The sequence below is a fragment of the Pullulanibacillus sp. KACC 23026 genome (assembly GCF_029094525.1).
GTDB lineage: Bacteria > Bacillota > Bacilli > Bacillales > Sporolactobacillaceae > KACC-23026.
In genome coordinates this window covers 1423092-1437269 of record NZ_CP119107.1, presented here as the reverse complement: position 1 = coordinate 1437269, position 14178 = coordinate 1423092, and the positions used below count along the sequence as shown (strand labels likewise).

The 14178-nt window shown below is 37.7% G+C and carries 20 protein-coding genes; all 20 read right to left on the bottom strand.

The genetic code is table 11. The annotated features are described in order from the left end of the window. Positions 1-33: 33 nt before the first annotated feature. The 20 genes from PU629_RS06415 to PU629_RS06325 all read right to left on the bottom strand — a co-directional run bounded on the left by PU629_RS06415 (position 34) and on the right by PU629_RS06325 (position 14139). Positions 34-1239 (bottom strand): phage major capsid protein, encoded by a 1206-nt coding sequence (locus PU629_RS06415; RefSeq protein WP_275283461.1) that lies wholly within the window; start codon positions 1237-1239, stop codon positions 34-36. Then, entirely contained in the window at positions 1240-1845 is a 606-nt protein-coding gene (locus PU629_RS06410; protein ID WP_275283460.1) for an HK97 family phage prohead protease, read from the bottom strand. Further along, entirely contained in the window at positions 1808-3133 is a 1326-nt protein-coding gene (locus PU629_RS06405; protein ID WP_275283459.1) for a phage portal protein, read from the bottom strand. Before PU629_RS06405 ends, PU629_RS06410 begins: the two co-directional genes overlap by 38 nt. Before the next feature lie 20 nt (positions 3134-3153). Further along, positions 3154-4833 carry a terminase large subunit gene (locus PU629_RS06400; RefSeq protein ID WP_275283458.1) on the bottom strand — a complete coding sequence of 560 codons (1680 nt, stop codon included), beginning with the start codon at positions 4831-4833 and terminating at the stop codon, positions 3154-3156. Next, the gene (locus PU629_RS06395; protein WP_275283457.1) at positions 4830-5291 is read right to left on the bottom strand and encodes a phage terminase small subunit P27 family; all 462 of its coding nucleotides are present in this window, start codon (positions 5289-5291) and stop codon (positions 4830-4832) included. The genes PU629_RS06400 and PU629_RS06395 overlap by 4 nt, the downstream gene beginning before the upstream one ends. Before the next feature lie 354 nt (positions 5292-5645). Then, a complete protein-coding gene (locus PU629_RS06390) occupies positions 5646-5984 on the bottom strand; it encodes an HNH endonuclease (protein WP_275283456.1) in 339 nt (112 codons plus the stop codon). Positions 5985-6042: 58 nt separating this feature from the next. Then, positions 6043-6510 carry an FmdB family zinc ribbon protein gene (locus PU629_RS06385; protein ID WP_275283455.1) on the bottom strand — a complete coding sequence of 156 codons (468 nt, stop codon included), beginning with the start codon at positions 6508-6510 and terminating at the stop codon, positions 6043-6045. Between the two features lie 103 nt (positions 6511-6613). Further along, on the bottom strand, positions 6614-6958 hold the full coding sequence (locus tag PU629_RS06380; protein ID WP_275283454.1) for a DUF1878 domain-containing protein: 345 nt from the start codon (positions 6956-6958) through the stop codon (positions 6614-6616). Positions 6959-7512: 554 nt separating this feature from the next. Next, positions 7513-7704, bottom strand: a complete 192-nt coding sequence (locus PU629_RS06375; RefSeq protein ID WP_275283453.1) for a hypothetical protein — start codon at positions 7702-7704, stop codon at positions 7513-7515. Positions 7705-7736: 32 nt separating this feature from the next. Further along, a complete protein-coding gene (locus PU629_RS22555) occupies positions 7737-7895 on the bottom strand; it encodes a hypothetical protein (RefSeq protein ID WP_481900482.1) in 159 nt (52 codons plus the stop codon). Positions 7896-7902: 7 nt separating this feature from the next. Continuing rightward, the gene (locus PU629_RS06370) at positions 7903-8064 is read right to left on the bottom strand and encodes a hypothetical protein (RefSeq protein ID WP_275283452.1); all 162 of its coding nucleotides are present in this window, start codon (positions 8062-8064) and stop codon (positions 7903-7905) included. Position 8065: 1 nt separating this feature from the next. After that, positions 8066-8317: a nucleoside triphosphate pyrophosphohydrolase family protein gene (locus PU629_RS06365; RefSeq protein WP_275283451.1), complete on the bottom strand. Its 252-nt coding sequence runs from the start codon at positions 8315-8317 to the stop codon at positions 8066-8068. A 4-nt stretch (positions 8318-8321) separates the two neighbouring features. Next, positions 8322-8717, bottom strand: a complete 396-nt coding sequence (locus tag PU629_RS06360) for a hypothetical protein (RefSeq protein WP_275283450.1) — start codon at positions 8715-8717, stop codon at positions 8322-8324. Positions 8718-8769: 52 nt separating this feature from the next. Then, the gene (locus PU629_RS06355) at positions 8770-9225 is read right to left on the bottom strand and encodes an ArpU family phage packaging/lysis transcriptional regulator (protein WP_275283449.1); all 456 of its coding nucleotides are present in this window, start codon (positions 9223-9225) and stop codon (positions 8770-8772) included. 65 nt (positions 9226-9290) lie between these two features. Further along, positions 9291-9770 carry a hypothetical protein gene (locus PU629_RS06350; protein ID WP_275283448.1) on the bottom strand — a complete coding sequence of 160 codons (480 nt, stop codon included), beginning with the start codon at positions 9768-9770 and terminating at the stop codon, positions 9291-9293. A 49-nt stretch (positions 9771-9819) separates the two neighbouring features. After that, a complete protein-coding gene (locus PU629_RS06345; RefSeq protein WP_275283447.1) occupies positions 9820-10056 on the bottom strand; it encodes a hypothetical protein in 237 nt (78 codons plus the stop codon). A 38-nt stretch (positions 10057-10094) separates the two neighbouring features. Next, complete coding sequence (locus PU629_RS06340; protein ID WP_275283446.1) at positions 10095-10619, bottom strand: ERCC4 domain-containing protein; 525 nt, start codon at positions 10617-10619, stop codon at positions 10095-10097. Between the two features lie 2 nt (positions 10620-10621). Beyond that, on the bottom strand, positions 10622-11023 hold the full coding sequence (locus tag PU629_RS06335; protein WP_275283445.1) for a YopX family protein: 402 nt from the start codon (positions 11021-11023) through the stop codon (positions 10622-10624). Then, complete coding sequence (locus tag PU629_RS06330; protein ID WP_275283444.1) at positions 11016-11456, bottom strand: hypothetical protein; 441 nt, start codon at positions 11454-11456, stop codon at positions 11016-11018. Before PU629_RS06330 ends, PU629_RS06335 begins: the two co-directional genes overlap by 8 nt. A 295-nt stretch (positions 11457-11751) precedes the next feature. Beyond that, the gene (locus PU629_RS06325; RefSeq protein ID WP_275283443.1) at positions 11752-14139 is read right to left on the bottom strand and encodes a phage/plasmid primase, P4 family; all 2388 of its coding nucleotides are present in this window, start codon (positions 14137-14139) and stop codon (positions 11752-11754) included. Positions 14140-14178: the final 39 nt, after the last annotated feature.

The following is a 14178-nucleotide window of genomic DNA, read 5'->3' as shown; positions in this document are numbered from 1 at the left end:
TTATAAAAATAGAGAGGGATATTATCCCCCTCATTACTTACCAACGTATTTAATTATTTTTTGTGGTTCAACAATGGCAGAGTCACATTCAAATGCAGCAACCACACCAACCGCATATTGATCAGCAAAACGTTCGTTAAGAACTTGCATTTGCAATCCTTTGGTCATCTTAATGTGCAAACCGCTAAGATCGCCATAGAATATCTCGTTTGCCCCAACGCCCATTTGAGGCATTTGGTCAGACACGTAAACCGGCTTTCCAAGAAGAGTATAGAGTCCATCTTCAGATAGTGTGTTACCCATCAAGAACTTACCTGTTGTAGATTTTAGAGATTGGATGTATGCAAGTGTTTGAGGGTGCATAATCCAGGCTGCACCTGACTGATAAACTTGTGGGATAGTTAATTGCATCTTGACTAACTCAGCAGAATCAATGACTTGAGTAATATCGCCATTAATAACAAGAGACGCGTTTGCGAGTCCACCTAGTTTAGCAGCTCCACTTCCAGCAGAACTGTTTGCGTTGTTAAGCAATTCTTTCTCCAAGAATAGAGTCATAGCTTTAGAGATTTCATTGACAATAAACGGAACAATATCAACATCTGTACGGTTGATTAAGGACTTTGAAATTAGAGCAAGAGACGTAACGATTAGGTTACTGAGTTTAATAGTCCCGAAGTTTGCAGCTTGTCCGGCCATTGTTGCTAGTTCGGTATAGTAGCCGGCTGGCAGGTGTTGCGTGTAATCATAAGATGGAATGATTAAGTCACCATTGACTTCCCAAATAGTAGCCTTGGAAATGATTGGAGACATGTTTTTTACCGTATCAATGATACGATTGGCAATTGTTTGAGGGATGATTACACCTTGAGCACCAGCTGATAATGTCGCACGACCTTCAGCAATACCTCTTACAAAGTCGACAAAAGCGCGCTCCTCTTTTTCAACTTCGGCAGCACGCTTCTCTTCTTCGGTTTCGGGTTTTTTTATTTCTCGTTTTTCAAACCCGCTGAAATCTTCCTCAGCTTTTAGGGTTTTATCAATCTTAGCAATTTCAGATCTAATTTCCTCAAACCGGGTACTTTCAGCATCTTCTAATGCTCGATTTTCCCCTTTAGCTTTATTTAATATGCCATCCATTTCTTCCACGAGATCATTCCGCTGCTCCACTAATGCTTTTGCTACAGAACGATACTCAATTTTCTTGTTTGCTAAAAAATCCTTAAGCAATTGTGTCATTTAATGACCGCCTCTCAATTTTATAAATTCTATTTCCTTTTCATAAAGGGAATAGTCAACTTCTCGGACTTCATCTTCTTTAGGGGTCAAATCCTCAGTCAATGCTTTGTTCTCATATCCCCGGTTTTCTTTTATGACATGTTCTTCTCCGCGAGCTTCAATGGAAGTAGCAACATAGGCTGGAGTCTTGTCCAATATAGACACTTCAAAAAGGTCAATATCATCTAGAAAACGTCGATAAATACCATCTTCGTTCTCTTTCCAGTTCTGGTTATTGTCTGCAAAAGAAAATGACCAACCTCTAAGCTCGCCATTTTTTGCTTTATTAATAATTTCCTCATCAAAAACCTTAGCTATTGCACGTAGTCCGATATTATCTTCAAATAATTGAAGGTTTCCCTCACTTGTGCTTCCTAATTTTCTGCTTTCCAAGTGATTGAAAAGCAAGTCTACATTGTCGGTCTTATCTAAAGCCTTTTGAAATGTTCCTGGTACAACTTGCTCCTTAAACGGTCCTCTTTGACTAGGTAAAATCCTACTTTCTCTACCAACAGCGTTGACATAACCATCAAGAAGGACCTGATTCCCCCGGATCTCTATTCGCATTCGTCTCACCCCCTTCATCTTGGTTATTTTCAACCCCTGTCTTTGGACTCTCTCCAACGACAGGCACAGGTTCAGGGATGTTATCTTGACCCATCTTCGCCATCTTGTTGGTATTAGGCGTGTAAATTTCCTTAGTAATAGGGTTGTAGAGAACATCCTGTAAACCAAGCTTGATAAACTCAAGACCAAGTGGCTCATAACCTTCTTTTCCGCGAATTTCATCAACCTGTAAGATTCCGCTATCAATAGCCAACTGATAAGCCTGGAATCGCTTGAGAATATCCGCTTTAACTAGCTCTGTTGTATCTCCGGCAAAATAAAAAGACCCCTTTTCTTTTTCAAGAAGGAAATCTTTGTTTAACGCGGTCTCAAATGCCTTTAAAATTGGTGAAATAGCAATCTTTACAGTGCTTTCAAATAATATTTCATTGCCCCCGGTTGCTTTACCATTAAGTAATTCAACAGGGATTTTAAGTAGTTTGCTAATTTCCTCATTGTTGGTTATTTTGTTCTGATTGATCTGCATTTCCACAGATGAATTATTGGCCTCTTGAAAATCTAGACCATTATTCAAAACCATAAAATTACTGCCATTGTTAGCATAAAAGTTAGTTAATGCTGTTTTTAATTCGGTTATTGCATCCTTAGATAGTCTACTTGCCGACTTGAGGAAACCTTTTTTATTGCCACCCGCACTTACCAACATATCTTCAAAGACAAGCGTGTTATAAGCCACAGAAAGAAGCTTATTAGCCTCTTGGAGTAGACCTATACCCGTAACACCATCCCTAGTTTTCCGAGTAAGCTTAATAAGTTGATAATCTTGATATACATTCCCATAAATAACAAACTCAAGCTTTTTAAAAATAGGATCGGGATTAACAAGAGCAACCCCAACTTGTGGATTGGAGACATAGTGTAGTGACTTGAAATTATTTCGCACCATATTTTTATAAATGTAGCCTGCTCCATAAACGAAATGGTCCTCAATAAAAGCTTTCTTCATTTGGAAACCATCCAAAGTATCACCAGTCGTCACGTTCAACAATTCAACCCTTGGATCATCATCCACACACTGAACCTTATTTCCATCTTTTTTATATAGCTTGATTGGAATGCTAGCCACAATATCTGAGATAAGATCAATTCCGGAATTAAAGGCAGGAATCGTCATGGCTTGTTCTTTTGATATGGTAGAACCATTACTTGTGCTGAGCAGTAACGACTCTAACGTTAATGTGGCATCACGAATTTCCTGCCTAAGTTTCTTCCTGTTCCACCATGCCAATTTACCACCCCCTTTCTGTATTAGATAACCACCGCACCCCAATCTTCATCAGGATTGAAAATAACATCTTGCTGAAGCAGATAAATAGCGTTGATCAAGCTAACCACCATATCCACTTTCCCATTAGACTTTTTCTTGTTTACATAAAGGTTTTTATTAGTGTCCTCAGTACATTTAGCATTTTGAAAATTAATCTCCAGAAGCTTATTTTCAGTGTAATGAAATTCCTGGTTTAATATCTTCTCTTTCAATAGCTTTGTGGCCGGATGAAGAACGCTTGAATGCTGCTTAACTTCAACCGTTCTCAAGCCTTCTCGTTCAAAACGCTGAGCTGAAGATAGACAGTTATACCGGTCGTAAGCTATGCCCATAACTACCACATCATGCTTTTCTTCAATAGCCAGTATCATGTCCTCAATAAAGCCATAATCTACCGTCATATCACCGCACTTAAAACACTTACCAGATTCAATGAATTCATGATAATTAATCTTTTCGTTACGGTTTTTCTCCGGTATCCGTTCCTCTGGAACAAACGCGAATGATTCAGCATAAATTTCTAAATCTTCTTCAGTAACCATAGAGTAAGAGCAATTGTCATTAGTCATGGCCAAGTCCAAACCCACCCACACCTGGCGGCCGGACCAATCAAAACTATCAATCTTACATTTTCTCAGGTCCTCAACATTGATATAAGCTTCACCGCTGAAGGAAGGTAGGAAGTGGTTCATATGCTTACACAGATATTCCTCGCGTTCTGCAGGCTTTTCAATTGCCGTTTTACGGCTATCACGTATTTCATTAAAGTTATCTTCAATACGTAATGGATTAGCCTGGTATAACCCTGTATCATCCCAAAGATGTTCTTTTTCGGCATAGTACAGCAGCGCAAACATTCGATCGTCATCAATTAAACCAGCAAATACTTTCTTGATGTAGTCGAGCTCTTCCAACATGATAGACTTGTCCTCTGCGTAGGCCGTCGTTAACTTAAAGCGCAAAGGGTTTTTAACGTTCAACTGACCTGATTTCATGGCGTTAAGGTTCTTATAGTCTTTAAAGGCCCCAACTTCATCCGCGATAAAGGCAGATGGACGGATTGAGTTGTTCTTGTTGGCTTCTGCTGTTCGTGCCTGGAAGAAGCTGTTGGTGAGCTTACACACGATGCGGCCGTTAAGTGTCTTAGGAACCACAAAATACTTACCGACTGCTGGACTGGCCACAAGAATTTGAGTCATGGCCTTTTTAACTTCACCGGCAAGCTCCCGGTCCAAACAGATCGAATAGAATTCCGAGTAATCAGCCTCTGTCAGCATCAGGATAATCAAGATCAATGCACAAATGAATGTTTTAGCATTTTTACGTGGGATGAACAAAGTCACATCACGGTACCTGAACTTCTCCGGATCATCTTTGAAACGCCATCCAAAAATGTTCACAAGAAAAAAAGCCTGGAATCCTTCCAGACCTTCTAAAATGGACATACCAACAATGCCCAAACCTGTGGCAAAGTTGAGTAATTCCAATATACCTTCAATTCTTTCAATCTCATCTTCATCAAAGTAATAGGAAAAGTTATCATCCTGCTGCCGTTCCAAATCCTTCAGAAACCAGGTGCATTGGATAATGACTTCTTTCGTCGTGATCTCTTTACCAGCTGCTACTTTCTCCGCATATTTTATAGCCTTTTCCAAAATCATTTCTTACCACCGCGAACAACTTTCAAGAGTGGATCCTCTTCTTTGGCTTTCACCTGGTAGTTAATGTTACCTAGCTTAGCCCGGCTCTGCGGGGATAGGCTTAATTCATTACAACAACGGAAAAAGTCTTTTGTGTATTTGTCGCGGGCCCTCATAACATTGGCATCAAACAGCTTTTCGGGATCCTTGTTGATCATCTTCTCGATCTGCTGCAGTCGATCGATAGCAATCGCACAGGTGCCTAAAATATAAACGTCCAAGTTACCAAGAATACCACTTGCCTGCAGCTCCTCCACAATATAGAGGAACAATTTCTTTTGTCGTGCATTCAAATGTTTAGGAGGCGTAATATTGTCATCTGCCCCCTTGAGCTTCTTCTCCGTTTCCTCACGTATCATTATTTCTTCTTTTGTTAGGTTTTTACTTAGGGTTTTTACACTCTTAGTAGGTCTGACCACTATTACCCCTCCCCTCTTATGTAATGTTTAAAAAACCCAATGGTTTATTTAGAAAATGGATTTAAAATGACATTGCACGCCTTATATACTCCAACATCACGCAATACTAAGTAAAACAATCGTCTTAACCTAGTAGATTGTCCATACATAGTTTTCATACCATTACCTCCCAATTTTTCATTACGGGAAATTTTATTTAATTGTTGGGCAGTGTGGGGTGTCCAAGAATATGCCTGAATTCATTTTTGAACCCCGGGGGGATGAAACGGCCTATTTTTCGACAAAATTTGCCCCATGCCGATGCGCGCGAAAAACGTTCAAAAATTTTTCAGTGTCTGTGGATGAGCGCCGCCCTCACACCGACAAAGAATTTTTTTCTTCCTGTTCGCGTGCAATTTTCAGCTGGGTGGCCCTTGAAATTTCACCCCCAGCCTCACTTAAATTATGGTGGAATTTGCATAATGAAATTAAATTATGATTTGAGAGCAATGAACCACCTTCAGACAAAGGGATGATGTGATGTACCTCGATAGTATCGAAGGTATATTGATTCGTAGTGTGATAGAGATTACGAATGCATATCTGACACAATCCCTTGTCCCGTTTACGAATTTCTTTTGACTTCTTTCGCCATGCTTTCGTATTACGTAGGGTATCTGCCTGGCTATTTCGTTCACGCTTGCGATTATCCATTGGCTTACTTGGACACTGATAGGTTCGGTCGTGGATCCTTCCACAAAAGGTGCAACTCTTAAGCATTAACCTCATCACCCAGAATAAATTGAGTTATCTTTAATTCAGGTGCTTTAACATTAAGTGCTGCATCAAACAATATTGATGTAACACCAGTTAGCATCTTTCCATCTTTCCAAACTGCAATCTTATGTGAAGAATCACAAGTGATAACAAGATCATGTTTCATTGGATCAATCATATTTAATTCATGCTTACCTAGATACCAGCGATCAACAAATTTACCTTTACACTTAGGACATTCCTTTTCGCCAGTAAGTTCAGCTTTGTTATCCGATGTTAATGTTTCTGAATGATTACATGACGTACAAGCAAACAGCGATTTATATTTCTTTTTAAAATTTAGTTCAGCATATGGAACCGGAACAATTGGTCCACCACACCCAGGACAATGCACCCCATCACTATGACTATTACTTAGAATATAAGATTCACAATCCATACATTTGAATGAGTATCTTGGCATTGATTACTTCCTCCTTATCGCACCCTTATGACGTTTGTAAGTATCAAGCAGCGTCACCTCTTTTAGGAAAAATAAAAAGACACCCCGAAGGATGCCTTTTCGTTTAAATAGAGTTCATATATGTCTGAAACTTTGGCATATCACCATATAAAGTTTCAAACACTTCTTCCCAATGACCAGTTCTATGATTTTCTTGTGAAAGAGCCTCAACAAAATGATAATTTCCACTATATTGTGGTACTTCGTCATAAATTCTTTGTTCAAATGAACCATGATGTACTCTTTCTCCGTTTTCAATCATACTTCTGAATTCATCAAAAACATCAGCAATTGCTCTAGACTGATTTCTAGTAATTCTATATTCAAATAACAATCTTGAGTAGTCACTGTTTTCAAATAGTAATTCTTGTCTAAATTCAAGAAAATCCAATCTTTCTTCTACGCTCATCGTTTTCCACCTCCTTCCACCTACTTAATTCGGCAAAAGGAGACAAAATCCTTTAATTGTAAATAAAAAAAGACACCCACCTAAGTGAATGTCCCTTTGCTTTATTCTCGATGATATAAATTTACCATGTATACAACCAAACAACACGACTTTATTCGGATATTTTTCGGATTCTTTTGGGAAAAATTTAGGATTGATTTAGGAACCAATGGTTTTATATGGTCAAAAGATACATCTTGAAATAATATCCATTTTCATACCTCCATTGATGAAAATTCGTTTGTCACATCTAAAAACTACACAATATGGGTATAGTCCAACGTCCTCGTATTGTTTATCCTTTAATGCCTACCTGTACCATTACAATGTGGGCATTTGATCTCTGTGTCTTGCACTCTTATAGTCTTATTTGAATTAATCAATTTATCCCTCTGCATAGCTTTCAGCCTTCCACTCCCCATACAGTAATGGCATAAATCGGAAAGCAAAGGAATTTTTATACTCGGAAATTTCGGCAAAAAGATCACCCTTTCTGTGTCGCAATATGAGTCATTTCACTTCTTGTATAATTCAAGGTCAAGAGTTAAATCTAAATATTCGTTGTCCCATTCGCTTGGAATTTCTAATCCAGCTTTTTCCCAACGTTTGATAGCACCTAATAGAACTTTTAATCTTTCCTCTTTGACTTCTATCTCCCAAATTTTTTTAGATTTTATACCCATCGGAATATATTGATATTTACCCATTGAATTTACCTCCTTTGTTTCACAATGTTGATCTACTCCGTTTTACTCATATTTTTCAAAACATGTTTTTTAAGGTATGGATCAACACTATCCATAACGATAACTTCAACGGTTTTAAATTCTGTCAAACACTCCGGACATCTTCTTGATCTGTGCACTTTATAATCGTACCAGGAGTCTGTAACCTTCATTTTTGTATCACATACTGGACATTTCATGAGATTCACCTGTAAATTCATAACGTCCTTCATGATTAGCCTTTAAGTCGTTTTCATAACACTCTTTGCAACAGTAAATATCATCAACATGGACATAGTTAACTCCACACCAGGCGCATGGACCGTATTCAGGTTTATCCAATTCAGATCCCCCTTTTCAATACTTCCTCAGCCATCCTTACACAAGAGGCTGCTGAATCAATTAACTCCCGGTAAACAGATTCCATGTCATCTTCTTGCATAGCTTCAGCCACTTCGCCAAGTTCTTCAAAAATGGTTATGAATCTCATTTTTAGATCCAATTCTTCCGGGTGTAATCGATCCTGACGAGAACGTTCAAAATGAATATCTTGAATAACTTTCATTCTTGCTAATCCTGACAAATCAAATTTCACACTGTCACTCCCTGACTAATTCCTGAAGATCATCACGGACCCTCATTTTGTATTGCCTATTAACGTGTCTATTTTTAATCTTTCTTATTTCACCAATTGCTTTATTTAGGTCATTTTGAAAAGTCCTCATTCTGGAAACAACCTCAACTAACGGGTGCAGCAATTCGTTATTATCTTTTAATTCTCGTCTATTTTTTCTTGCGGTTTGAATATCCTTTGCAAGAAAGAAACCTTTTGACGCGTTGAAAGTTGTTAATTCAATAACGTGTTCAATGTCCATGATTTCTTTTTCTAACTGGTCAATAGATTGTTTGTTTTGCTCGTACAATTTAGGAGTTTCATTGACTATGGTTCGTAGAATATTTGCTAGTTGTTCAATATCATCAAATAATGCATCCACGCCTCCTAATCACTCCTTAAAATAAAAGGGAAGCTAATCAGCTCCCCCCTATTCAATTGGTTACTTCGTTTTTTGTTACTGCAATATTCAAGTTTAAAGCCAATTTATAAAATGCCTTCCATCTCACCTTGGCATACGTTTTTATAGAAATAGGCGGCTGGAATCTGTGATAATAAACTGCAAAATCTGTGATGTATTCAGCATCCTCACACATATAACGAGATTCGATAAGAAAGCGTTCCATCTTAGGCAATCGTTTCACAGCCCATTCAACGCGATCACAAAACTGCTTTCTCTTAGCCAACTCGTCCACATTGTAAATGGCAATTGAGCCTGTCTGATCACTCGTTTGATTTGTTGGACCATGATATCTAATTTCACTGCTGGCTGTTATCGATGTTTCACGTTCCTCAAAAGTTAAGTATTTAAAAAGCCGGTACCGTTCAAGATGTTCCTCAACCTTTGACTGTGTTGCTTTACGGTCTAACTCGGGTAATTCAAAGCTCATTACATCACCCCTTGGGGATTTAACTTGCTGGTAACTTGTTGGTAACTTTTACTTTTGCAAATTAATTATTTGACCCTCTGAAGCTTTGTTTCTTCTTCCACAAACTCATCTTCCTCAGGTGGCTCAACTTCATCATCAAAAGAAAGCTGGTTAGGATCTAAATGGACCGTTCCATCAGAACCGACATTGTATGCAATCCCTTCATGACCTTCTTCATAAAATTCATCGATAGTCATTTGAGACGGCTTGAGACTAAGATTTACGTTACTTCCGGCAAACGGATAAAGCTTATTAACCTTGTCATCAGACCGATTTATATTAAACTTTAAAACTGTTTTCTTATTGTCGCGTTGAATGGATACAAACTCAGCGCCAAATTCTTCAGTTTCGCTATCCTCAATTTTTAAAACCGTAATAGTACCAGGCATTTGCAACAATTCATCAGCATGTGGAAGCTCATCGCTTAAAATATGGAACATTAAAACCTCTTTTTTGTCGTCCTTTTGCATTTTCTTGAACAAAACATTTAATTTAATATCTGACATTATATTGGCTCCTTTTATTGTTTAATGGATTATTTCCTCGTAATGTTCATTAAAGATTTTCAAATTCATGCTTATATTTAGCCAATCTTTGTTTATTTTCACTAATGATTATTTCTTTCACTTTCTCCTTTTTATCTCCTGTGAGATACATATTTTGAGGTTTTGTAGCAGAAGTAATCGTTATTTCTTCAGCTTTAAACAACTCCTCCCATCCTTTAATATTCCTTTCCTCGCCATCAATCAAAGACTTTAATCTAATTGCTTTTTCAAAAGTATTTATATCCATTTCAGTTCACCCCTTACGTCACAATATTTGTCAAATGTTTATTTACCTTTCAACACATTTCTAACTTGATAATATAAATGATGGTAAACAAAGTTCCCCATAAGCTTTCTTTCCATAAAAACGGTATTGAAGTTATACCTCGCTTCGAACGTCTTTAATCTGCCAAGCAAAGCCTTAGGGTCATATTTGCTTCTGTATTTACCATTAATTAGATTTTCATAAGTGTCTTCAATGACTAAAAGAAAGTTCATTCCATGACTTCTGATCAATTCATTCTCAAATCGATCTTCTTTGGTGTTTTGAGCAAATTCATCTATGCTATTTTTTCTTTCAATAACGATATTGAAATAAGTATCTCTGATAATCCCCAATTCCGGATTAGCTGGTAACATAGCACTGTAGTCACCAGTGTTTAACTTTTGGAATTTAAACGGTATATTCTTAAAACGTAGATATTCCGTGATTACTGAATGACCTTTTTCCCTAGTGTCGATAATAATGATCAAACTATCAAGGATTGTCTTGAGTTCTTTATCTGTGTATCGGAAATTTAAAGCATTCATGATTAGGACTCCAATAGATCATGGTTTTCGTAGATGTTTCCGATTACTTCAGAATCAACGCAAATGTATTTGTCAAAAGCATGATGTAATTTTGATTGTTTGTTAATTAACTTATAACCACCTTTATCATCCACAAAATCAACCATTCCAGTTTTTATTTCATGGAAATTTGCATAGGTCTTATACTCCAAAACATCCCCTTCAAAAATCTCCTTACCATTCTTGTCTTTAAGACCTGTATATTGATCTCTGCCGATAATACAAAACGCATTAAATAGAACTGAATTATTGATAATTTCCCAATTATCATGGTTGAGTTCAATTTTGAACAAGGGTAAAATCTCAATAATTCTTTCTCCTGTTTCTTCGTGTTCCAATACATATCGAAACTTTATCTCACGCATGCTGTTTAACTCCTTTCTTAAAATGAGTCATAGTGCGGTCAAAAATGGTTTGGCATAGCATATCCGTCTCACTATTTTCATAGTTTGATATTGGATCACTAAAGTTTGTCCATCCATTTTCCCAGCACATTTCAAGTAGCTGCATAATCATGTTGAGCGACTCTTGATCAGTACTAAGCCAATCATTAATGACTTTGTTATCTTCTTTTAGTGCCATGAAGGAAATAATTTTATCTATTGTCGATTTAACAGCGTGTTCTTTGACTGAATACTCACCTTTTAAATATTTAATAATCCTAGCTTTGTAGCTTTTCACAAAATCTAAAACAATCGGGTCAATGTTGTCTGGATTGTCTATGTACAACTCTCCATTTTCTAAGTTGATTGGCGATCCACGACCAGCCATGTCGTCACATATTTGTTTTGGGTGCAAATCTATCACCTCTCATTGGGTTACTAAGGGTTACTTTTTAAAATCAATAAGTAACCCACCTCAAACCCAGTCGTATCAAGGGTTTCGGCTGTTTTTTACCCCTTGGGTTACTTAATGTTACCTATTTTCCTATTAGAGCCCTATATATATATATATTTTTTTTTTATTTATTTTTCACAAAGGGTGTTATAGGAAATTCAGTAACCTTTAGTAACCCATAGTCTTAAACCCTTGGTATATCAATGTTTTTTGAGGGTTACTAAAAATCTAAAAAGTAACCCAAAAGTAACCCATTTTAAAGTTTTTTCCTATTAATGGAAGTTACTTTAGTTTTTTCTTCTTCATCAGTTAAAAATAAACTCGAACCCGAAAATTCATTTAATGTAATCCCAAAAATAGTAGGCTTGTTTTTTGCTCCTCTATCTTTTTTAAATCCTCTAATTTCTAATTGGCGATAAAAGGCGCGATTTTTTAATTCCATTTCATTGTTTTGATAAGCCCAATTTGAATAGTTCTCATAAAGTGATTTAGCTTCTATTTTTGCTTCTGGATGAATAGTGCAATTTTCTTCAATGAATGGACCTAATATATCCATATCCTGGCGATAATCTTCCGTTGCTGTTTTGACTGTTTTCGATTCTCCTAATCCCTCACGTTGCCACTTCAGGCAGCCTTCCACAGCCCAGTTAAGGATCCCCGGCATTTCGCTTTTCAATTTCTCGGGAAGATCATAATCGATTTTGTCTTCAGGTATCGTCACAGTGAATGGAATTAGCTTAATACGTCTCCAGATACCCTCATCCGAACCTTTGATGATCGGCTTATGGTTTGTCGTGAAGAAAACTTTAAACTCAGGTGTAAATTCGAAATATTCTTGGCGAAGGAATCGCGCCGACATCTTTTCTCCACCGGTTATTTGCTTAACCAATGCCTCTGATAACTGCTGCCCCTCTTCACTCTCCACAGCTGACACAAACCGAGCGCCATCCAATCTGGCCACATCGTTGTTGATCCCGCTATCATTTCGTTTTTTTAGAAATGTATCGCTATTTGTCTGCCGGCCATACTCTCCAAGTAGGTCCTGGATGGTGTTAATGAATGTTGACTTACCATTCCGTCCATTACCGAATAAGAAGAACATGACTTGCTCTTTCGTGACACCGGTCAACGAATAGCCAATAGCCTTTTGCAAGAAGGTGATCAACTCATGATCCGGCTTACCATCCAAAGTGAGAAAAATACTTTCTAAGAACGATAACCAATTCGGACATTTAGTATCTTTTTTATATGGTACTGGAGATATCTTAGTAAGCAGCAAGTCTCGATCATGTTTTTTCAACTCGCCAGTTTTTAAATCAATCACTCCATTTTCGCAGTTGAAAAGAAACTTGTGTGAATCAAAGTCTTTTTTCTTAACTGAAACCATTGGTCTTACATCAAGAATGCTGTTTATCCTTATGGCCCGCCTCTCACATTTCTTTGCCCAATCATAAAGCTGTTTTGCGCGGTATTTATCCTCTTCAGCTTTTGATTCAGCGTATAATCCTCTGAGAGTTTGAGCTGCTAATGCTTCAATTTTCCGCTTGCTGTCTTCCTGCCACTGCTTACCATTCCATATGAGCCATTCAAGTTCGTTACAATACTTGATATCTTCACCATGGTAGTAAGCAATTCGTTCAGCGTTTCCTAGTTCGGTTAAATGAAACGCCGGCGGTTTATCAATAATTTCTTCTGTATCTTCAATTCCTTGTTCATCTGAGAAGTAAATTTCATATGGTCTTTCTTGATGTTGTGGTTCAAAATCTGAAATTGTTGAAGAGGTTGAATGGATGGCCGTCTCAATTGTCATTTGCCCATATGTTCGGCCATCTGAAGAATGTCTTTTATCCCATTTGTCTCTTATAAGACCTGATTCGCGGAACATGGTATCCATTTTGACTGCATCTTTGTCTGTCCAGAAAGCCAAATGGTTACACAGGGCCATATCTGAAGCTGAGTGGTCACCATTGATTAATATCCCATCGAAAAGATTCTTTATGGTCCCACCGTTTTTGCTTTGAAACATCTTGTCCCATAATTGAGAGTTTGAAAGATTGCTAAGGTCTTCTTGATCAGCAACAAGAGCTCTAGATTTAGAAGCTGGCTTTTCTTTTTCCTTAAGATACTTATCAAAAAGACTGTGTAAGGCATCCGTCCGTTCTTCGACTGGAACATTATCTAAGCAGTCCCCGGTGAAAGTAAAGTATCGGCCATGTCGATAAACTTCTAATCCTATTGAAGGATTCTTACGGCCTGTTCCCGGCCCCTTTAGTGGCAGCTTACCTTTTGCAATGATGTGGATTCCCTCGCCGCTAGGACTGTATTCCGTATAGCTCTGCATGATCTCAATCGCATCTTCAGCTAATTCGCTGAGTGCTCCTTCGCTTACACAGTGGTCAATGTCCACTCCAACAAAGGGATCATCTTTGGAGAACATAAATCCAATTCCGTCATAACCGCCTTGCTCATAAAACTTTATGATTGTGGGGAAAGTGGACCAGGTGCGCTTATTATTACTCTGAGCCATTTCCCCAGTTATTTGATACGGAACCTTTGTAGGCTTACCATCACGTTTTTCAGACCGCCATAAGATCCAATGAGGAGTATTTTTTAATTCAATTGGTATTTGGTCGAATTTATACATTGTTTTACTCCCTTTTTGTTGAAAGGGAGCAAATATATT